Annotated in this window: 13 protein-coding genes; 12 read left to right on the forward strand and 1 reads right to left on the reverse strand. The window is 38.5% G+C overall.

The genetic code is table 11. The features are described 5' to 3' along the window. Positions 1-258 precede the first annotated feature (258 nt). Entirely contained in the window at positions 259-1,041 is a 783-nt protein-coding gene (locus BM057_RS03300; RefSeq protein ID WP_047390132.1) for a Cof-type HAD-IIB family hydrolase, read from the forward strand. Between the two features lie 89 nt (positions 1,042-1,130). Here the strand turns inward: BM057_RS03300 and def are convergent, their stop codons facing one another. Further along, positions 1,131-1,694, reverse strand: a complete 564-nt coding sequence (def, locus tag BM057_RS03305) for a peptide deformylase (RefSeq protein ID WP_047390133.1) — start codon at positions 1,692-1,694, stop codon at positions 1,131-1,133. A 177-nt stretch (positions 1,695-1,871) separates the two neighbouring features. Here def and gdhA point away from each other — a divergent pair, with 177 nt between their 5' ends. The 11 genes from gdhA (at position 1,872) to BM057_RS03360 (ending at position 19,254) form a co-directional block, all read left to right on the forward strand. Continuing rightward, positions 1,872-3,218, forward strand: a complete 1,347-nt coding sequence (gene gdhA / locus BM057_RS03310; protein ID WP_092091478.1) for an NADP-specific glutamate dehydrogenase — start codon at positions 1,872-1,874, stop codon at positions 3,216-3,218. Between the two features lie 682 nt (positions 3,219-3,900). Next, positions 3,901-5,010 (forward strand): pyruvate dehydrogenase (acetyl-transferring) E1 component subunit alpha, encoded by a 1,110-nt coding sequence (gene pdhA, locus BM057_RS03315; RefSeq protein WP_047390135.1) that lies wholly within the window; start codon positions 3,901-3,903, stop codon positions 5,008-5,010. Between the two features lie 2 nt (positions 5,011-5,012). After that, a complete protein-coding gene (locus tag BM057_RS03320; protein ID WP_047390136.1) occupies positions 5,013-5,990 on the forward strand; it encodes an alpha-ketoacid dehydrogenase subunit beta in 978 nt (325 codons plus the stop codon). A gap of 128 nt (positions 5,991-6,118) precedes the next feature. Next, positions 6,119-7,759, forward strand: coding sequence for a dihydrolipoyllysine-residue acetyltransferase (locus tag BM057_RS03325; RefSeq protein ID WP_092091480.1), 1,641 nt, complete (start codon positions 6,119-6,121; stop codon positions 7,757-7,759). 12 nt (positions 7,760-7,771) lie between these two features. After that, a complete protein-coding gene (gene lpdA, locus BM057_RS03330; RefSeq protein WP_092091482.1) occupies positions 7,772-9,178 on the forward strand; it encodes a dihydrolipoyl dehydrogenase in 1,407 nt (468 codons plus the stop codon). Positions 9,179-9,646: 468 nt separating this feature from the next. Continuing rightward, positions 9,647-9,922 carry a UPF0223 family protein gene (locus tag BM057_RS03335; protein ID WP_047390139.1) on the forward strand — a complete coding sequence of 92 codons (276 nt, stop codon included), beginning with the start codon at positions 9,647-9,649 and terminating at the stop codon, positions 9,920-9,922. A gap of 63 nt (positions 9,923-9,985) precedes the next feature. Then, on the forward strand, positions 9,986-10,780 hold the full coding sequence (locus tag BM057_RS03340) for an inositol monophosphatase family protein (protein ID WP_052181736.1): 795 nt from the start codon (positions 9,986-9,988) through the stop codon (positions 10,778-10,780). A 341-nt stretch (positions 10,781-11,121) separates the two neighbouring features. Beyond that, positions 11,122-12,957, forward strand: coding sequence for a translational GTPase TypA (gene typA, locus BM057_RS03345; RefSeq protein WP_092091484.1), 1,836 nt, complete (start codon positions 11,122-11,124; stop codon positions 12,955-12,957). 328 nt (positions 12,958-13,285) lie between these two features. Continuing rightward, positions 13,286-14,455 carry an FtsW/RodA/SpoVE family cell cycle protein gene (locus tag BM057_RS03350; protein ID WP_047390141.1) on the forward strand — a complete coding sequence of 390 codons (1,170 nt, stop codon included), beginning with the start codon at positions 13,286-13,288 and terminating at the stop codon, positions 14,453-14,455. 121 nt (positions 14,456-14,576) lie between these two features. Then, positions 14,577-18,002, forward strand: a complete 3,426-nt coding sequence (locus BM057_RS03355; RefSeq protein ID WP_092091486.1) for a pyruvate carboxylase — start codon at positions 14,577-14,579, stop codon at positions 18,000-18,002. Positions 18,003-18,048: 46 nt separating this feature from the next. Then, positions 18,049-19,254, forward strand: a complete 1,206-nt coding sequence (locus BM057_RS03360; protein ID WP_092091488.1) for a CAP-associated domain-containing protein — start codon at positions 18,049-18,051, stop codon at positions 19,252-19,254. The last annotated feature ends 1 nt before the right edge of the window (position 19,255 follow it).

Genomic DNA, 19,255 nt, shown 5'->3' on the forward strand with positions numbered 1-19,255 from the left:
GTTTTATAAATGAATAGAATCTTCTCTTCATTAATAACGCATCATTATTTTTCCCGAACTTTTTGTTGCAGCTTACCGCAACGGCTATCATTAGTTTAACACAATTTGGTGATGAAGTATAGAAGTTAACTTTTGCTCCTCTTCCTTAAAAAGAAGGACATTTGCACTTCTTTATTGTAAATTGTTTTGCTTATCCTTCGTTTGTTCGCTAAAATAAAAGCGGTTAATCAAATTTTGAGAGGCAGGTACGTATTGGTAATGAAAAGCAAAATGATTTTTTTTGATATTGATGGAACACTCCTTGATGACAGTAAACAAGTTTTGCCGAGTACAAAAGCAGCTATTCGGGAATTAGAAGCAAATGGTCATCAGGTCGTCATTGCAACTGGAAGAAACCTGTCTATGGCGAGAATCGTTATTGAAGAATTGGAACTAAAGCATTACATTGTCTGTAATGGAGCTGCCGGCTATTTTGATCATGAGATGATCTACGAAAATCCATTGGATAGGTACGAACTAGATCGCTTAATACAGCTAGCTGACAAAAATGGTCATGGCTTAGCCTATGAAACGCCTGAAAAAGTTAGAAGAAGAACGGAAGAAGCGGGAGCTAGAATGGAATCAGCTATGCGAGAAGTTGGTTTTGGTGTTCCTGAATATGATCGTGACTTCTATCAACATCATTCTCTTGTTCAAGCCTTGTTGTTTTATAGAGAAGAAGAAAAAGGAGACTACGAAAATGGACAGTTTTCGAAATTTCGATTTGTCCGTTGGAACGAAAATGGGGTAGACGTGTTGCCGCATGATGGATCTAAAGCAAACACAGTGATGCATTTTGCGAAGAAAAAAGGATTCAATAGAGAAGACACGATTGCTTTTGGAGACGGTATGAACGATGAGGAAATGCTGACCAAGGTAGGAACAGGAGTAGCCATGGGAAATGCATTGGAATCGATCAAGCTGAGAGCAGACAGGACAACTGCTTCCAACAACGAAGATGGTATCGCACTTGCGTTAAAAGAGCTTGAACTTATCTCATAGAAAATAATTTCATAATAAGTTTGAAAAAATCCCATCATAAAAAGCCGAGATGTTTGTCTCGGCTCTTTATTGTTTGTGGGTTTATTATATTAAGAAATAACATCCATACCTTCTTCAAGGTAGTAAGGAGATTCTTCATTGATATGATCATAAAACATGATGCCGTTTATATGGTCGATTTCGTGTTGGACAACGATAGCAGGATAGTTTTTCAATCGTTTTTTATGTTTGTTGCCTTCTAAATCATAATAAGTCACCGTTACTCGACTGTGTCTTGGAACGTATCCAGGAACATCTCGGTCCACAGATAAACATCCTTCTCCTTCAGCAAGACAAGCATTTTGAACGGAATGGCTAACAATTTTCGGGTTGATCATAACAGTACTTAAAATGGGTTCATCTATGCCTTCTTCTATACCAGGGATATGAACAGCAATCATACGAATAGATTGATTAACCTGAGGAGCAGCTAATCCTACACCAGCTCTTAGTTGGTATTTTTCTGCCAATTCAGGATCTTGACTATTGATCAAAAATGTCAACATATCTTTGCCAAGTTGTTTGACTTCCGGTGAAACTGGAATAGGCAGCTCTTCTGCTGTCAAACGCAATGTCGGATGCCCTTCTTTAATTATATCTTTCATAGTAATCATTTTACTGCCTCGCTCCTATCATTCTTTCCAAAAACGCTAACTTTTTATCTATAACTACTCTATTTTAACAAAAAAAAGAAGATATTGCACGTTGAAAAAAAGCTTTCTTTCTGATAGAGATTATGAGATAATGGTGTGCAAAAAGTTAGTATGTTTTCATTTGATGGAGGTACCTTTATGGTTGAGACTAAAAAATATATTGCATCTATTTACCAGCTGACATGTGAACGAGACGAGTATCAGCCAGAATTTTTACAAGCCGTTAAAGAATTTTTAGATACGATTGAACCGGCATTAGACAAACATCCAGAATGGATCGATCAAAATATTTTAGGAAGAATCCTTGAACCAGAAAAGATTCTTCAATTTAGAGTTCCTTGGGTAACAGACGAAGGAAAAGCAGAAGTCAATCGCGGTTTTCGTGTACAGTTCAATTCGGCGATCGGTCCATATAAAGGTGGTTTGCGATTTCATCCAACGGTTAACCAAAGCATTATCAAGTTTCTTGGGTTTGAACAGATTTTTAAAAATAGCTTAACGGGATTGCCGATTGGCGGCGGAAAAGGCGGCAGTGACTTTAACCCTAAAGGAAAATCTGATGCAGAAATCATGCGTTTTTGTCAAAGTTTTATGACTGAACTGCAAAAGTATATCGGGCCTGACATCGATGTGCCTGCTGGAGATATAGGAGTAGGGGCTAGAGAAATCGGCTATTTATTTGGGCAATATAAAAGATTGAATGGCTTTCAGAATGGCGTCTTGACTGGCAAACCTCTATTATATGGTGGAAGTTTAGGCCGGACAGAAGCAACTGGCTATGGATTAGTTTATTTTACTAAAGCGATGATCGAAGATGCAGGAAAATCTTTTAAAGGACAAAAAGTCATGGTTTCAGGTAGCGGCAATGTAGCTCAGTATGCAATTGAAAAAGTCACTGCATTCGGCGGAACAGTTATTGGCTGTTCTGATTCAAATGGCTATATTATCGATGAAAAAGGGATTCGCTTAGAAACCATTAAACACCTCAAAGAAGTAAAGAGGGAAAGAATAAAAGAATACGCAGAGATTCATCGCGAAGCGAACTATTATGAAGGAAATATCTGGGATCACGAGATTGCTTTTGATATTGCTCTTCCTTGTGCAACGCAAAATGAAATCATGAAAGAACAAGCAGAGAAATTAATTGCACAAGGCGTTTTTGCTGTTGCAGAAGGGGCTAACATGCCAAGTGACCTGGATAGCATTCAGCTGTACAAAAAAGCTGGGTTATTATATGGACCGGCTAAGGCTGCGAATGCAGGAGGAGTAGCAGTTTCAGCTTTAGAGATGAGCCAGAACAGTCAACGTCTGAGCTGGTCCTTTGAAGAAGTAGATAGTCAACTGAAAGAGATCATGCAGCAAATCTATCAAAAAGTTAGAGATACAGCTGCTCAATACGGATATCCTGGAGATTTTACATTAGGAGCAAACATTGCTGGATTTGAAAAAGTTGCTCAAGCTATGTTGACGCAAGGCATCATTTAAATGAAATGAATAGATAAAAAAGGATCAGTATCTAGGTGTACAGTCCCCAAAAAGTAAGAATGAAAAATTCCAACTTACGGGGCAGCTTAGATACGGTCCTTTTTGATTTGCAAAAAGATAGATGAGATAGCAAATGGACTATATAAAAGATAGCTTAGATTCTGAAGAAGTTTGCGCTGCTGCTTTTTGAATGAAAGGATTGGACCCGTGCTTTGCGACATTGACCATGATTGAAAGGTGATTTTTACATAAAATATAAAATACAAAATTGTACTACTTAAAAAAACGAAAAAAGCAGAAGGGTAAAAGGATTCTTGTGAAAAATAGGAAAATAACGAAACAGAAGTGTTACAGTTTTTTAGCAATTATATAACAGTTTTTCATTTAAAAAGTATTTTTCGTTCTGTCTGTTTGTTAGCCGTGATTTAAAAAATGCAATGCGGATATGAATGCAAAAGGGGAAGAAAAAGCGCTGTGCTGCTTATTTTTGAGGAAAATAAAAAGGGAATGATGAGAATAAAATGAAAAAAAGCAGAGGATAATAAAAAAAATAGTAACGGCTTGCAAAATCAGCGGAACCGTGGTAAATTTGTAAGGTAAACGATGTAGATTAATACAGTTTAATGAACTGTGTTAACAATAAACTACACAAGGAACCTAAAAGAGAGGAATGGGTAAACAGATGGCTAACAAGAAACAACCTGTAGATTATGAAGCATTGTTAAGCACAATAGATGCTGCTTTTCCAATGGTACAAATCTTAGACAAGGACGGTAAAGTCGTTAACGAAGACATCATGCCTGATTTATCAGACGACCAATTAGTAGATTTAATGGAGAAGATGGTGTGGTCACGCATTTTGCATGAACGCTCAATGGCTTTGGCTCGTCAAGGACGTCTTGGCTTTTATGCTCCTACTGCAGGACAAGAAGCTTCTCAAATCGCAAGTCAATACGCATTTACAAAAGAAGACTGGTTATTCCCAGGATACCGTGATATCCCTCAATTGATTTTACACGGTTTACCTGTTTCAAAAGCATTCTTGTGGTCTCGTGGACACGTTGAAGGAAACAACTATCCTGAAGATTTACATGCAATGCCACCACAAATCATCATTGGTGCACAAATCATCCAAGCTATGGGTAGTGGGGTTGGACAAAAACTAAACGGAGCAGATGCTGTAACATTCACTTACACAGGTGATGGCGGTTCATCTCAAGGGGACACTTACGAAGGATTGAACTACGCAGCTCGTTACAAAGCACCAGTTGTTTTCTATATCCAAAACAATGGCTATGCTATTTCTACTCCTCGTGAAAAACAAACAGGCGCTAAGACATTAGCTCAAAAAGCTGTAGCAGTAGGTATTCCTGGTATCCAAGTTGATGGAATGGATCCATTAGCAGTTTATGCTGTATCTAAACAAGCTAGAGAATGGGCATTGGCTGGAAATGGTCCTGTCTTGATTGAAACGATCACTTCTCGTTTTGGTCCTCACTCAACTTCTGGTGATGACCCAACACGTTACCGTACTCAAGAAAGTTTTGACTACTGGGAACAACGTGATCCATTGATTCGTTTCCGTAACTTCTTGACTGAAAAAGGTCTATGGTCTGAAGAAAAAGAAAATGAACTAATCGAAAAAACAAAAGAAGAAATTAAAGCAGCTGCTAAAGAAGCAGACCAAGCACCTAAACAAAAAGTTTCTGATTTCTTGAAGAACATGTTCGAAGAACCAACTCAAGTCATTAAGGAACAAATTGCAACTTTTGAAGCAAAGGAGAATAAATAATCATGGCACAAAAAACAATGATCCAAGCGATTACTGAAGCTCTTGATCAAGAAATGGAAAAAGATGAAAAAGTAATGATTTTTGGTGAAGACGTTGGTAAAAACGGCGGCGTTTTCCGTGCTACAGCTGGTCTATCCGACAAATATGGCGATGACCGTGTGAGTGATACACCACTTTCTGAATCAGCTATCGGTGGAATGGCTATTGGATTATCATTACAAGGTTTCCGTCCTGTTCCAGAAATTCAATTCTTCGGTTTCGTTTTTGAAGTAATGGATTCTATTTCAGGTCAAATGTCTCGTACACGTTACCGCATGGGCTCAACACGTAATATGCCAATTACGATTCGCTCACCATTCGGCGGTGGTGTTCACACTCCAGAATTGCACTCTGATAACTTAGAAGGATTGATCGCACAATCACCTGGTATCAAAGTTGTTATTCCATCAAACCCATACGATGCAAAAGGTTTATTGACTTCCGCTATCCGCGACAATGATCCTGTTGTATTCTTAGAACACATGAAATTGTATCGTTCTTTCCGTGAAGAAGTTCCAGAAGAACAATATACTGTTCCATTAGGCAAAGCTGCTGTTACACGTGAAGGTAAAGATGTTTCAATCATCACTTACGGCGCTATGGTTCGCGAAGCAATCAAAGCAGCAGACCAACTTGAAAAAGATGGCATTTCTGCAGAAATCATTGACTTGAGAACTGTTTCTCCTTTAGATATCGAAACTATCATCGCTTCAGTTGAAAAAACAGGACGTGCTGTAGTGGTTCAAGAAGCTCAGCGTCAAGCTGGTGTCGGAGCTACAGTTATTTCTGAAATTTCTCAACGTGCAGTTCTTTCATTAGAAGCACCAGTAGCGTTTGTAGCTGCTCCAGATACAGTCTTCCCATTTGGTCTTGCAGAAAATGACTGGTTACCAAATGCAAATGATATTATCGAAAAAGTCAAAAATACTGTAAATTTCTAATTTAGGACAATGAACTTGAACGAATACAATCGATAGACGTTTCAGGGTCAAGAGATTGTATTTGTTCTTGTACAGTATAAAATGCCTATCTAATAAATGAACAAAAGAAGAGAAGGGAAGAAATTTTCATGGCTTATAAATTCAAAATGCCCGATGTCGGCGAAGGAATGGCAGAAGGCGAAATCGTAAAATGGTTAGTTGCTGAAGGCGACACGATCGAAGAAGAAGATTCTATAGCAGAAATCCAAAATGATAAATCTGTAGAAGAAATCGCATCTCCAGTTTCTGGTACAGTGAAGAAAATCTTAGTATCAGAAGGAACAGTTGCAAATATTGGCGACGTATTGATGGAAATCGATGCTCCAGGACATGAAGACGAAGAAGAAGCTGCAGAAGCACCAGCTGAATCAGCACCAGCTCAATCAGCTGCACCTGCTGGCGGAAGCAATGCATTGTACGAATTCAGAATGCCTGACGTAGGTGAAGGAATGGCAGAAGGCGAAATCGTAAAATGGTTAGTTGCTGAAGGCGACACGATCGAAGAAGAAGATTCTATAGCAGAAATCCAAAATGATAAATCTGTAGAAGAAATCTCATCTCCAGTTTCTGGTACAGTGAAGAAAATCTTAGTATCAGAAGGAACAGTTGCAAATGTTGGTGACGTATTGATGCAAATCGATGCACCTGACTACGTCTCAGAACAAACAGCTCCTGCAGAAGATCAAACACCTGCTGCTCCAGCTTCAACTGCAGCAATGAAAGAAGACCCTGCTAAAGGTGCTACAACTTCATCTGCAAGTTCAGCTGAAGTAGATCCTAACAAACGCGTATTAGCTATGCCATCTGTACGTCAATTTGCACGTGAAAATGACATTGATATCCGTTTGGTTAACGCTACAGGCAAAGGCGGACGTACAACAAAAGAAGACGTTCAAAACTTTGTTCAAAACGGCGGTTCTGCTGCAGAAGCAAAACCAGCAGAAACAAAACAAACGGCAGCAAAACCAGCAGAAGCAAAACAAGAAAAAGCAGCTCCTGCAAAACCATTCTCTTCTTCTATGGAAGATCAAGAACGTCGTGAAAAAATGTCAGCGACAAGAAAAGCTATTGCTAAAGCAATGGTCAACAGCAAGCATACAGCTCCTCATGTTACTTTACATGATGAAGTTGAAGTGTCTAAACTTTGGGATCACCGTAAGAAATTTAAAGCAGTGGCAGCTGAAAAAGGTACAAAATTGACCTTCTTGCCATATGTTGTTAAAGCTTTGTCTTCAACAGTACAAATGTTCCCTGTATTGAATGCGTCAATCGATGATGCATCTCAAGAAATCGTATATAAAGATTACATCAACATTGGTATTGCTACAGATACAGACCATGGTTTGTATGTACCAAACGTTAAGAACGCAAATGCAAAAGGTATGTTTACAATTGCAGATGAAATCAATGAAAAAGCAGCTCAAGCACATGAAGGTAAATTAGCTGCAGCAGATATGAGAAACGGCTCTATTTCAATCAGTAACATTGGTTCAGTTGGTGGCGGCTGGTTCACACCAGTTATCAACTATCCTGAAGTAGCTATTTTAGGTGTTGGAACAATCAGCCAAGAACCAGTAGTAAATGCAGATGGCGAAATTGTTGTTGGCCGTATGATGAAACTTTCACTAAGTTTTGACCATCGTATCGTTGATGGAGCTACAGCTCAAAAAGCAATGAACAATATCAAGAGATTGTTAGCAGATCCAGAATTATTATTAATGGAAGGTTAAGGTGAGAGTAGAATGGTAGTAGGAGATTTCGCAATCGAATTAGATACAGTAGTCGTAGGTGCCGGTCCTGGTGGATACGTAGCAGCGATCCGTGCTTCTCAAATGGGTCAAAAAGTGGCTATTGTTGAAAAAGAATATATCGGTGGAGTATGCTTGAACGTGGGTTGTATTCCTTCTAAAGCATTGATCAGCGCTGGTCACCGTTACCAAGAAGCTCTGGATTCCTCTGTCTTCGGTGTATCTACTGAAAATGTTTCTTTAGACTTCTCAAAAACACAAGAATGGAAAGACAAACAAGTTGTTGGTAAATTAACAAGCGGTGTTGAAATGCTGCTTAAAAAGAACAAAGTTGAAATTCTACGTGGAGAAGCTTACTTTAATGATGGAAATACATTGCGTGTAATGACTGAGTCAAGTGCTCAAACCTATACATTCAATAATGCCATCATTGCTACAGGAAGCCGCCCAATCGAAATCAAAGGCTTCAAATTTGGCGGACGCGTGTTAGATTCAACAGGTGCGTTGAACCTTAAAGATGTTCCGAAAAAATTAGTTGTTGTAGGTGGCGGCTACATTGGTAGCGAATTAGCTGGTGCTTTTGCTAACTTAGGAACAGAAGTTACAATCTTAGAAGGTTTAGATACGATCTTAAACGGCTTTGAAAAAGACATGGTTAAAATCGTTGAAAAGAACTTCAAGAAAAAAGGCGTTAACATTGTAACAAAAGCAATGGCTAAAGAAGCTGTTGAAACAGATAATGGCGTTACGGTTAAATATGAAGTAAACGGCAAAGAAGAATCTATTGATGCTGATTACGTCATGGTAACTGTTGGTCGTCGTCCTAATACTGATGAACTTGGCTTAGAAGCTTGCGGTATCGAAATGACTGACCGCGGTTTAGTTAAAGTAGATGAACAAGGACGTACAACTGCAGGTCATATCTTTGCAATCGGTGATATCGTTCCTGGCGCTGCTTTGGCTCATAAAGCTAGTTATGAAGCTAAAATCGCTGCAGAAGCAATCTCAGGTAAGAAAGTTGCGGTTGACTACCGTGCTCTTCCAGCTGTAGCCTTTACAGACCCAGAAATTGCAATGGTTGGTTTAACTGAAAAACAAGCTAAAGAACAAGGTTTAGATGTTAAAGCTGTTAAATTTACTTTAGCAGGTAATGGACGTGCACTTTCATTGAATGCAACAGAAGGTTTCGTGCGTTTAGTAACAACTAAAGATGACAATGTTTTGGTTGGAGCACAAGTAGCTGGAATCAGCGCAAGTGACTTAATCGCAGAATTAAGCTTAGCTGTAGAAAGCGGCATGAATGCTGAAGATATCGCTTTGACGATCCACGCTCATCCTTCATTAGGTGAATCTGTTATGGATGCTGCTGAAGCTGCTTTAGGCATGCCTATCCACATGTAAGACAAACTAAACAATCAAGTTTAAAAAAGAATGGGATTTTCCCATTCTTTTTTTTTGGTGATTCGGTTCTACAATATTTAACGTTGGTCTGTAAAATATCAATTTTTTAATGCTAAGCTCGTCAGAATCCTATTTCTAGAAATTTCAGGAAGCGCATAGGGCTACTGATAGCCATGAAAAGAGATGCAATGTGAATCACTTAGCGTTAAGCTTTAGCCGTTACACTAAGTTTGAAGCTTGCAAGCATTGAGACGCGATTTTCGGCTCAATGTGTTCTCATGGCTTTCCATCAGTAGTCCACCGACCGTAGGAAATTTCTTTACCAACGTTAAAAAAGGAAGACCCGCTTATTCAATACCAATTTGATAGAGAAAACAAAAAAGATATCCAAGGCAAAGCTTTAGCTTCAAACTTGAGACCAAATTTTGTTATAATAAAAGTAATCATAAAAAATAGCGAGGGCTGTATATGGAAAAAAGTTACGCCTATCCAATCGATTATGACTGGACTAGAGAAGAAATGATCACAGTCGTTGATTTATGGAGAATGGTAGAGAATGCATACGAAAAAGAAATTGACCGTAAGCTTTTTTTAGATCAATATAGAAAGTTTAAAGCAGTTGTTCCATCAAAAGGAGAAGAAAAGAAATGGGATAGTGCTTTTGAAAATGTATCTGGTTATTCTCTTTATCGTACAGTACAAGAGGCAAAGAATGGAAAGAAAGAAAAAATAAAAATGAAATAAAAGAGACAGGCTCGCTTCTTTGTCAAAAAATGAAGAAATAATGAAAAGAAAGGACGAAGAGGATTGGAACAACAAGATAAAGCAAATCGTCATCAGCTGATCCAAAATTGGATTTATCAAGCTGCGGATCATATCAGATCCTCAATGCAAGATCCGCTTCAAGTCAGTGAGAAAACAAGTCGAAAAGATTTAGTGACCAATATGGATAAAGAAACAGAAAGCTTTTTGGTCGAAAAAATCCAACAATCTTTTCCAAATGAAAGAATTTTAGCTGAAGAAAGTTCAAATCAAAATACACAAGATTTAAACGGAGTGGTATGGATTATCGATCCCATTGATGGAACATTAAATTTTGTCAAACAAAAACACGACTTCGCGATTATGATCGCAGTCTATGAAGATGGAATAGGTCAAATGGGATATATCTATGATGTGATCAAAGATGAAATGTATGTTGGCATAAAAGATCAAGGAGTAAAATGCAATCAAAAACAGCTATCTAAAGTAGATGATACGTCACTTGCAAAAGGACTTGTTGCCATTAGCGGTCTTCTGTTGGCAGAAGGAAACGAAGCTGCAAAACAAGTTGCAAAAAGAAGCAGTGGAGTCCGTATTGTAGGATCTGCTGGTATTGAAACCATTTATGCTGTGACTGGAAGAATCGTTGCTTACGTGGCAGCTTCACTCGCACCATGGGATATTGCAGCAGGGAAAGTGATTGCTGAAGAACTAGGGTTAATGTATACACAGCAAAATGGAGAACCTATTCAATTGTTAAAGAAAAACCCTGTACTGATCGCTACACCTTCTGCACATAAAGAAATTTTTGAACTGCTACAAGGTGTATCAAGTAAGTGATGGTCTGATTCTATAACTCAACACTTGGTTCAAATGTAAAGGAAATATCCAAATAGAAAAGTTGCAGGAATGTGTGGATAGTGAACAGCATTCCTCTTCTTTTTGTCTGTTTTTCGTCTAAAGATGAAAAAAATGATTTGTATAGAAAAAATTTCTTTGCAAATTTCTTTTAACGTGGTAGACTAGATAAGTTGAAAGTTGAGTCTACAAGTTTTCATAGCGTTTTCAAAATGTAGGATCAACAGAACCCTTTAAATAGAAAGCAACGAAACACTTTCAGCTGCTGTTTAAAGATGGCCATACTAGACTTGAAAGATAAGATTAATCTTGGAGGAATAAAAATGAACAAAAGAGAAGATATTAGAAATGTTGCCATTATCGCTCACGTTGACCATGGTAAAACAACATTAGTAGATGAACTCTTAAAACAATCAGATACTTTAGACACGCATAAAGAGTTAGCTGAACGTGCAATGGACTCAAATGATATCGAAAAAGAACGTGGGATCACGATCCTTGCCAAAAACACAGCTGTTAAATATAAAGACCACCACATCAATATCATGGATACCCCAGGACATGCGGACTTCGGCGGTGAAGTTGAACGAATCATGAAAATGGTAGACGGTGTTTTATTAGTAGTAGATGCATATGAAGGAACAATGCCGCAAACGCGCTTTGTATTGAAAAAAGCATTAGAACAAAAATTGACACCGATCGTCGTTGTCAATAAAATCGACAAACCTTCAGCACGTCCTGAAGAAGTAGTAGACGAAGTATTGGAATTATTTATTGAACTTGGAGCAGATGATGACCAATTGGAATTCCCAGTGGTGTATACATCTGCTGTTAATGGCACAAGTAGTGTGTCTGATGATCCTGCTGATCAAGAAGAATCCATGAATCCCGTTTTTGATACGATCTTAAAAGAAATCCCTGCACCAGAGGACAACAGTGAAGAACCATTACAATTCCAAGTAGCCCTATTAGACTATAATGACTATGTTGGAAGAATCGGGATCGGACGTGTTTTCCGTGGTACTATGAAAGTCGGCGACCAAGTAACGTTAAGCAAGTTAGACGGATCTACTAAGAATTTCCGTGTAACCAAATTATTTGGTTTCTTAGGACTAGAACGAGTTGAAATTAAAGAAGCTAAAGCTGGCGACTTGATTGCTGTTTCAGGAATGGAAGATATTTTCGTCGGCGAAACGGTTACACCAGTTGATCATGTTGAGCCGCTTCCTGTTTTACACATCGATGAACCGACACTACAAATGACTTTCTTAGTTAACAACTCACCATTTGCTGGTCGCGAAGGGAAATGGGTAACATCAAGAAAATTAGAAGAACGCTTGATGTCTGAATTGCATACCGATGTGTCATTGCGAGTAGAAAATACTGAATCTCCAGATGCTTGGATTGTTTCAGGTCGTGGAGAACTTCATTTGTCTATTCTAGTTGAAAACATGCGACGTGAAGGCTATGAGTTACAAGTTTCTCGTCCAGAAGTTATCGTAAAAGAATTTGACGGAAAGAAATGTGAACCATTCGAACGTGTACAAATCGATACTCCTGAAGAATATATGGGGTCAGTGATCGAAACATTAAGCTTACGTAAAGGCGAAATGCAAGATATGGTCAATAATGGAAATGGACAAGTTCGTTTAGTTTTCCTTGTACCTGCACGTGGAATGATCGGCTATTCTACTGAATTCTTATCGCTGACTCATGGTTATGGAATCATGAACCACACGTTTGATCAATACTTGCCGGTGATTGCCGGCAGCATTGGCGGACGTCGTAATGGTGCATTGGTTTCAACTGAAACAGGAAAAGCTTCAACATATGGCATTATGGGTGTTGAAGATCGTGGAACGATTTTCGTTGAACCAGGTACTGAAATTTATGAAGGCATGATCGTTGGTGAAAATTCTCGTGAAAATGACATTACTGTTAACATCACAAAAGAAAAACAAAAAACAAACGTTCGTTCTGCTAACAAGGATCAAACTTCTGTTATCAAGGCGCCGCGTAAGTTAAGCTTGGAAGAATCATTGGAATTCCTAGGCGATGATGAATATTGCGAAATCACACCTGAACATGTTCGCTTGCGTAAACAAGTTTTGAACAAAGGCGAGCGTGAAAAAGCATCTAAAAAGAAAAAGAAAGCCTAATAAAGTATCTCGAGTAAAAGTTGATAAAGATAACCATTAGGTGTTCCACAATAGATGTTGAGTGGCTAGCTGCTTGAGAAATACTGGGAACGAGAAAGAAGAGGGAACTGACGTCTATTTCAGTTCCTTCTTCTTTTTTTTGTAAAATGATTAAGGTTAGGGTTACATATTGTTGGATAAGATTTTTGTTGCTATAATGTGTATATTGGTCTTGTGGTATACATAAAGGACCAATCATTTCGGCAACAGACAAAGAGAACCCGATCTGTTGGCAGTTCAAAAAAATAGACAGATAGGAGGCTAAAGGGCTGGTATTTAGCCAAAAGAAATGAAAAAAATCAAATATTTGGATTATTATATTCTGATCCCGTATTTATTGCTTACTTGTATAGGGATTTTGATGGTTTACAGTGCCAGCAGCTATATTGCCTTGCAAAACTTTGACCAAGCACAATATTATTTTATTCGCCAAACGATTTTTTCGATCATAGGTTTTATTAGTTGTTTTATTGTGTTTCGTTTTCGATACGCGCTCTTAAAGAATAAGGGCATTGTGAGTATGGCTGTTATTGGGATTGGTATCGTTCTGTATCTCTTGCTTATTTTTGGACAAGAAAAGAATGGTGCTAAAGGCTGGATATCGATTGGATCGATTGGAATTCAACCGGCTGAATTTGCTAAAATCATTGTTATTTTGTATTTTTCTTATTTCTTCTCAAGGAAACAAAAAGAACTGATCAATGATTATAAGCGAACGCTCCTGACTCCTTCCATTTTATTTTTTGCTTTGATTATTTTTCCAGTGATGTTGCAACCAGATGTTGGTGGTGCATTGATTATTTTATCGATCGGTGTAACATTGATTTTTACAAGTGGCGTATCTTATGCATTGGGGCTTACAGTTGGAGCAATTGGAATTGGAAGTATCATGGGGCTTGTAGGCTTGGTATATAAGTTTGGAACGCGTTTGCCTTTCCTTGCTGAATATCAATACAATCGTTTCTTAGCTTTCTGGGATCCATTTGCATTGTCACAGACGTCAGGAATGCAATTGGTAAATTCCTACTATGCCTTGAACCGAGGTGGATTGTTCGGTGTTGGTATAGGTGGAAGTGTTCAAAAAACTGGATATTTGCCAGAACCTTATACTGATTTCATTATCTCAATCATAGGCGAAGAACTGGGTTTATTTGGTATTTTGATTGTTCTCTTCCTGATCATTTTCCTTATCTTGAGGATTTATTTGATCGGTATCCGCTCTAAGGATACATTTGGAGCATTATTATGTATTGGTATTGCGACGATGTTGCTAATCCAGAGTTCAATCAATTTAGGCGGTGTTTTAGGATTGCTTCCGATAACTGGAGTGACTTTTCCTTTTATTAGTTATGGCGGATCAAGTACGATCGTGCTTGCTTTCTCAATAGGACTTGTATTGAATGTCAGTGCGACTGATAAGATGGATAAAGAGAGAATGGTCATCAGTAAGTTAAAATAAAATAAACCATCAGATAAAGGAAAGTTGATGAATGACTTTGGAGCAGCTGGATCATAAAAGTATTCAGCTGCTTTTCAATCAATTGAAAGGTCATTGATCAGAAATAGGAGGAAAATTTAGGATGAAAAAAGTTTTAGTGGCTAACCGCGGAGAAATTGCCATTCGTATTTTTAGAGCATTGACGGAATTAAATATTCACACTGTAGGCATTTATGCTCAAGAAGACGAAGGTTCGGTCCATCGATTCAAAGCTGATGAGGCTTATTTGGTTGGGAAAGGAAAGAAACCCATTGAAGCCTATCTTGATATAGAAGACATCATTCGTATCGCCAAAGATAGTGGAGCAGAAGCTGTTCATCCTGGTTATGGATTTTTATCAGAGAATATTGACTTTGCTAAACGTTGTCAAGAGGAAGGCCTCATTTTTATTGGCCCAACTTTGCATCATTTAGATATATTCGGAGATAAAATAAAAGCAAAAAAAGCAGCTGTAGAAGCTGGTATCCCAAGCATACCTGGTTCTGATGGACCTGTTTCTTCTATTGAAGAAGTGAAAACATTCGGAGCGACTTTTGGTTATCCTATCATGGTGAAAGCAGCTTTAGGCGGCGGAGGCCGTGGCATGCGGGTGATTTACCAAGAAGCCGAAATCGAAGAAAGTTATAAGCGAGCCCAAAGCGAAGCGAAAGCAGCTTTTGGAAACGATGAGATTTATGTAGAACGTTATATACAAGATCCAAAGCATATCGAAGTGCAAATTCTTGGAGATCATCATGGAAATGTGGTTCATCTGTATGAGCGTGATTGTTCTGTTCAGCGCCGACATCAAAAAGTTGTAGAAGTTGCACCGTGTGTCTCAGTATCGAAAGAAATACGTGAAGAACTTTGTCAGGCAGCTGTCCAACTCATGCAACATGTGGGTTATGAAAATGCAGGAACGGTAGAATTCTTGTTAGAAGAAGATCGTTTTTATTTTATTGAAGTGAATCCTCGTGTGCAAGTTGAACACACGATCACCGAAATGATCACAGGAATTGATATCGTGCAAGCACAGATTCAAATTGCAGAAGGCAAAGATCTGCATAAAGATATCCATATTCCAATTCAAAACGATATTCCTTTGATTGGAGCGGCTATTCAATGTCGTGTGACCACAGAAGATCCATTGAATAATTTCTTTCCAGATACTGGAAAAATCAATACGTATCGTTCTCCAGGTGGTTTTGGTGTCAGATTGGACGTTGGAAATGGATTCCAAGGATCAGTGATCACCCCTTATTTTGATTCCTTGTTAGTTAAGGCTTGCGTTCATGCAGCTACTTTTCAAATGGCGGCTCAAAAAATGGAACGGGTTCTAAAAGAATTTCGTATTCGCGGGGTGAAAACCAATATTCCTTTCTTGCAAAATGTTATTTCTCATCCTGTTTTTGTTTCTGGAAATGCGAAAACAACTTTCATTGATCAAACACCTGAACTGTTTCAATTTTCTGCTCTCCGTGATAGAGGAAACAAAACAATGGCTTATATCGGAAATACTACAGTAAATGGTTTTCCAGGTATTGAGAAACGGAAAAAACGCTTTTTTGATGCGCCAAGAAAACCAAAATCTTTGATTTTACCTGATAAAACATTGAAGAGTGCGAAACAAATTTTAGATGAAGATGGACCAGAAGCAGTAGCTGACTGGGTCAAAGCACAAAAGGCTGTTCAATTAACGGATACTACTTTTAGAGATGCCCATCAGAGTTTATTGGCAACTCGTGTACGAACACAAGATTTTCTCAATATTGCAGAAGAAACACAAAAAGGACTGCCGCAATTGTTTTCAACTGAGATGTGGGGCGGAGCTACGTTTGATGTAGCATACCGTTTCTTAAATGAAGACCCTTGGGAACGGTTGAAAAAACTGCGTGAAAAGATGCCCAATATGCTGTTCCAGATGTTGTTCAGAGGTTCGAATGGTGTGGGTTATCAGAATTACCCTGATAATGTTTTAGAAGCTTTTATCAAACAAGCTGCAAAAGATGGAATCGATGTGTTTAGAATTTTTGACAGTCTCAATTGGGTGCCTCAAGTCGAAAAAAGTATTCAGTATGTACGTGATGCTGGAAAAATCGCTGAAGCTACCATGTGTTATACAGGAGATATTTTAGATCCTGCGCAACATAAATATACCATTGACTACTATAAGAACTTAGCGAAAGAATTGGAAAAATTGGGTGCACATATCATTGCAATCAAAGATATGTCCGGTATCTTGCGACCTCAAGGAGCTTATCGTTTGATCAGCGAGTTAAAAGAAACTGTGGATTTACCTATCCATCTGCATACGCATGACACAAGTGGAAATGGATTATATACCTATGCAGCTGCCATCCGAGCAGGAGTAGATATCGTGGATGTAGCAACTAGCGCAATGAGCAGCACCACTAGCCAACCAAGTATGAGCAGTTTGTATTACGCTTTTGAAGGCGATGAAAGATGTCCGCAATTGAATATCGAAAATGCTGAGCAAATTGATCATTACTGGTCTGATGTACGTCGGTTGTATAGTGATTTTGAAGTGGGGATCAAAGGACCGCAAACAGAGGTTTATCAGCACGAAATGCCAGGCGGACAATACACGAATTTGTTGCAGCAGGCAAAAGCAGTCGGTCTGGAAGAACAATGGGATGAAATCAAAAAGGTTTATGCTGAAGTCAATCAATTATTTGGAGACATCATCAAAGTTACCCCTTCTTCTAAAGTCGTTGGTGATATGGCATTGTTTATGGTTCAAAATCAACTTTCTGAAAAGGATATTTATGAACGAGGAATGGACATTGATTTTCCAGATTCCGTCATCCATTTCTTTATGGGGAACCTTGGACAACCAGTAGGCGGCTTTCCTGAAAAACTGCAGCGTTTGATCTTGAAAGGAAAAGAACCACTGACGGTCAGACCGGGAAGCTTAGCCGAGCCGGTAGATTTTAAAGCAATAAAAGAGGAGCTGACAGAAATCTTTGCGAAGGAACCTGCCGATGAAGAAGTATTGAGTTATATTATGTATCCGCAAGTTTTCTTAAACTACAGACAAAATGTTGAAAAGTATGGAGATGTCACCATGCTAGATACAGCCACTTTCTTCCATGGCATGCGAACAGGCGAATCTATCGAAGTTCAGATTGAAAAAGGAAAAACACTGATCGTTAAACTCAACCAAATCGGTGAGCCAAATTCTGACGGTGTCCGACCTCTTTACTTTGAATTGAATGGACAAGGACGAGAAATTGAAGTGAAAGATGCTAGTGTCACGAGCACAAGTGCTGTAAGGAAAAAGGCTGAGCCGACCAATAAGCACCATATTAGTGCAACCATGTCAGGGTCTGTGTTAGAGATTGCTGTTAAAAAAGGTGATCCTGTTGTTAAAGGCCAAGCATTGATCACAACAGAAGCCATGAAGATGGAAACGACGATCAAAGCTACAGTAGATGGTATCGTGGACCAAATTTACGTGACAGATGGAGATATCATCGAATCAGGCGACTTACTGATAGAAATTAAATAAAGTTCGATTCATCGCGCATTAAAAAATAAAAAGGAGGCAGAGAGTAATGAAGACCATCATGAGGGTTATACCGCTATTTGTTTTATTTATGGTGGGAACTTACTTTTTGCCTCGCTTTTTTGATAATGAACAAGCTGGATCGATCGTAACCAAAGAAAACATTGTATCTGAAAAAGCAATGGATTCATTTCCTAAAGAATCCACTGAAATGGAACAAACGGAATTGCCAGCAGAGGGCTATGCTTATTATATCAATCAGCCGGTCGATGACTTTATTGAAATTTTCGGCCAACCTGAAAAAAAAGAAGCCGAATCGAATGGCAAACAAAGATGGATGTATGGGAAAGACAACCAGCATGCTTTTCAAATTGGGATAGAACATGAGCAGATCCAAGATATTCTTGTTACTGGCAGCGATTTAGATGTAGCGCCCTTTAAAATCAATATGAGCAGAGGAGAAATGTATCAGAGTGCTTCTTTTTATCTAACTTTTGAATTGAATGTCCAGCAACAAACGTATCAATTGGAACTATCTGAGAACCAATTGCATCATTTCCCACTAGTTGCGTTTGACAATCAAGCCTATGCTGCTATATACATGGATGGTTCAACGAATGAGATCAATGCGATTCACTATATGTCAGCCGCTAATTTATTGTATGCTGGCTTATATGATAGTACCCCTGTCATTCCAGAAAAAGAACAGCAATCTTTTGTTGATGCGACGGCTAAGGAACAGAACATCATTGAACAAGTAATTGTTATGTTGAATAACTTTAGAGAAAAAGCAGAATTGGCTCCTTTGACCATTGATCTCACCATGTCTGCAATGGGGTATGCTGTTTTTGACTACCAGCAGGAACACCGAGAAGAAATGGAAAATAGCAAAGAAACACCAGAAGAGGATAGTTCAAAAAGAAATGTGATCGTTCATGATTTTTCTGATAGAGAACAAGAAAACCAAACTTCACAAGAAAGTAGTCAAGACTCTTCTAGCGACCAAAATGCTGAGACACTATTAGATGAAGCACTATTGAAACAATTTTTAAAAGAAAAACAGATCGATCAGCAGAAAGTAAGGTTATTTTATGCGCCATTAAATCAAGAACCTGCAACGCTTGTACCTTATTGGTTTACTTATAAGCAAATGCAAGCTTTGTTAATGGATCATAAGATGTCGAGAATTGGCATCGCGATCAAACAACAACACATTTTACTGTTATTGGATGATGGATCAGTGACCGCTTATTAAA

Origin of the sequence: Pisciglobus halotolerans (genome assembly GCF_900113675.1) — a bacterium.
GTDB lineage: Bacteria > Bacillota > Bacilli > Lactobacillales > Carnobacteriaceae > Pisciglobus > Pisciglobus halotolerans.

Excerpts from the sequence above, each read along its gene's own strand:
- BM057_RS03320 (WP_047390136.1), top strand. The coding sequence starts at position 5,013 with ATGGCACAAAAAACAATGATCCAAGCGATTACTGAAGCTCTTGATCAA.
- BM057_RS03325 (WP_092091480.1), top strand. The coding sequence starts at position 6,119 with ATGGCTTATAAATTCAAAATGCCCGATGTCGGCGAAGGAATGGCAGAA.
- BM057_RS03350 (WP_047390141.1), top strand. The coding sequence starts at position 13,286 with ATGAAAAAAATCAAATATTTGGATTATTATATTCTGATCCCGTATTTA.
- BM057_RS03360 (WP_092091488.1), top strand. The coding sequence starts at position 18,049 with ATGAAGACCATCATGAGGGTTATACCGCTATTTGTTTTATTTATGGTG.
- lpdA (WP_092091482.1), top strand. The coding sequence starts at position 7,772 with ATGGTAGTAGGAGATTTCGCAATCGAATTAGATACAGTAGTCGTAGGT.
- BM057_RS03355 (WP_092091486.1), top strand. The coding sequence starts at position 14,577 with ATGAAAAAAGTTTTAGTGGCTAACCGCGGAGAAATTGCCATTCGTATT.
- gdhA (WP_092091478.1), top strand. The coding sequence starts at position 1,872 with ATGGTTGAGACTAAAAAATATATTGCATCTATTTACCAGCTGACATGT.
- BM057_RS03335 (WP_047390139.1), top strand. The coding sequence starts at position 9,647 with ATGGAAAAAAGTTACGCCTATCCAATCGATTATGACTGGACTAGAGAA.
- pdhA (WP_047390135.1), top strand. The coding sequence starts at position 3,901 with ATGGCTAACAAGAAACAACCTGTAGATTATGAAGCATTGTTAAGCACA.
- def (WP_047390133.1), bottom strand. The coding sequence starts at position 1,694 with ATGATTACTATGAAAGATATAATTAAAGAAGGGCATCCGACATTGCGT.
- typA (WP_092091484.1), top strand. The coding sequence starts at position 11,122 with ATGAACAAAAGAGAAGATATTAGAAATGTTGCCATTATCGCTCACGTT.
- BM057_RS03300 (WP_047390132.1), top strand. The coding sequence starts at position 259 with ATGAAAAGCAAAATGATTTTTTTTGATATTGATGGAACACTCCTTGAT.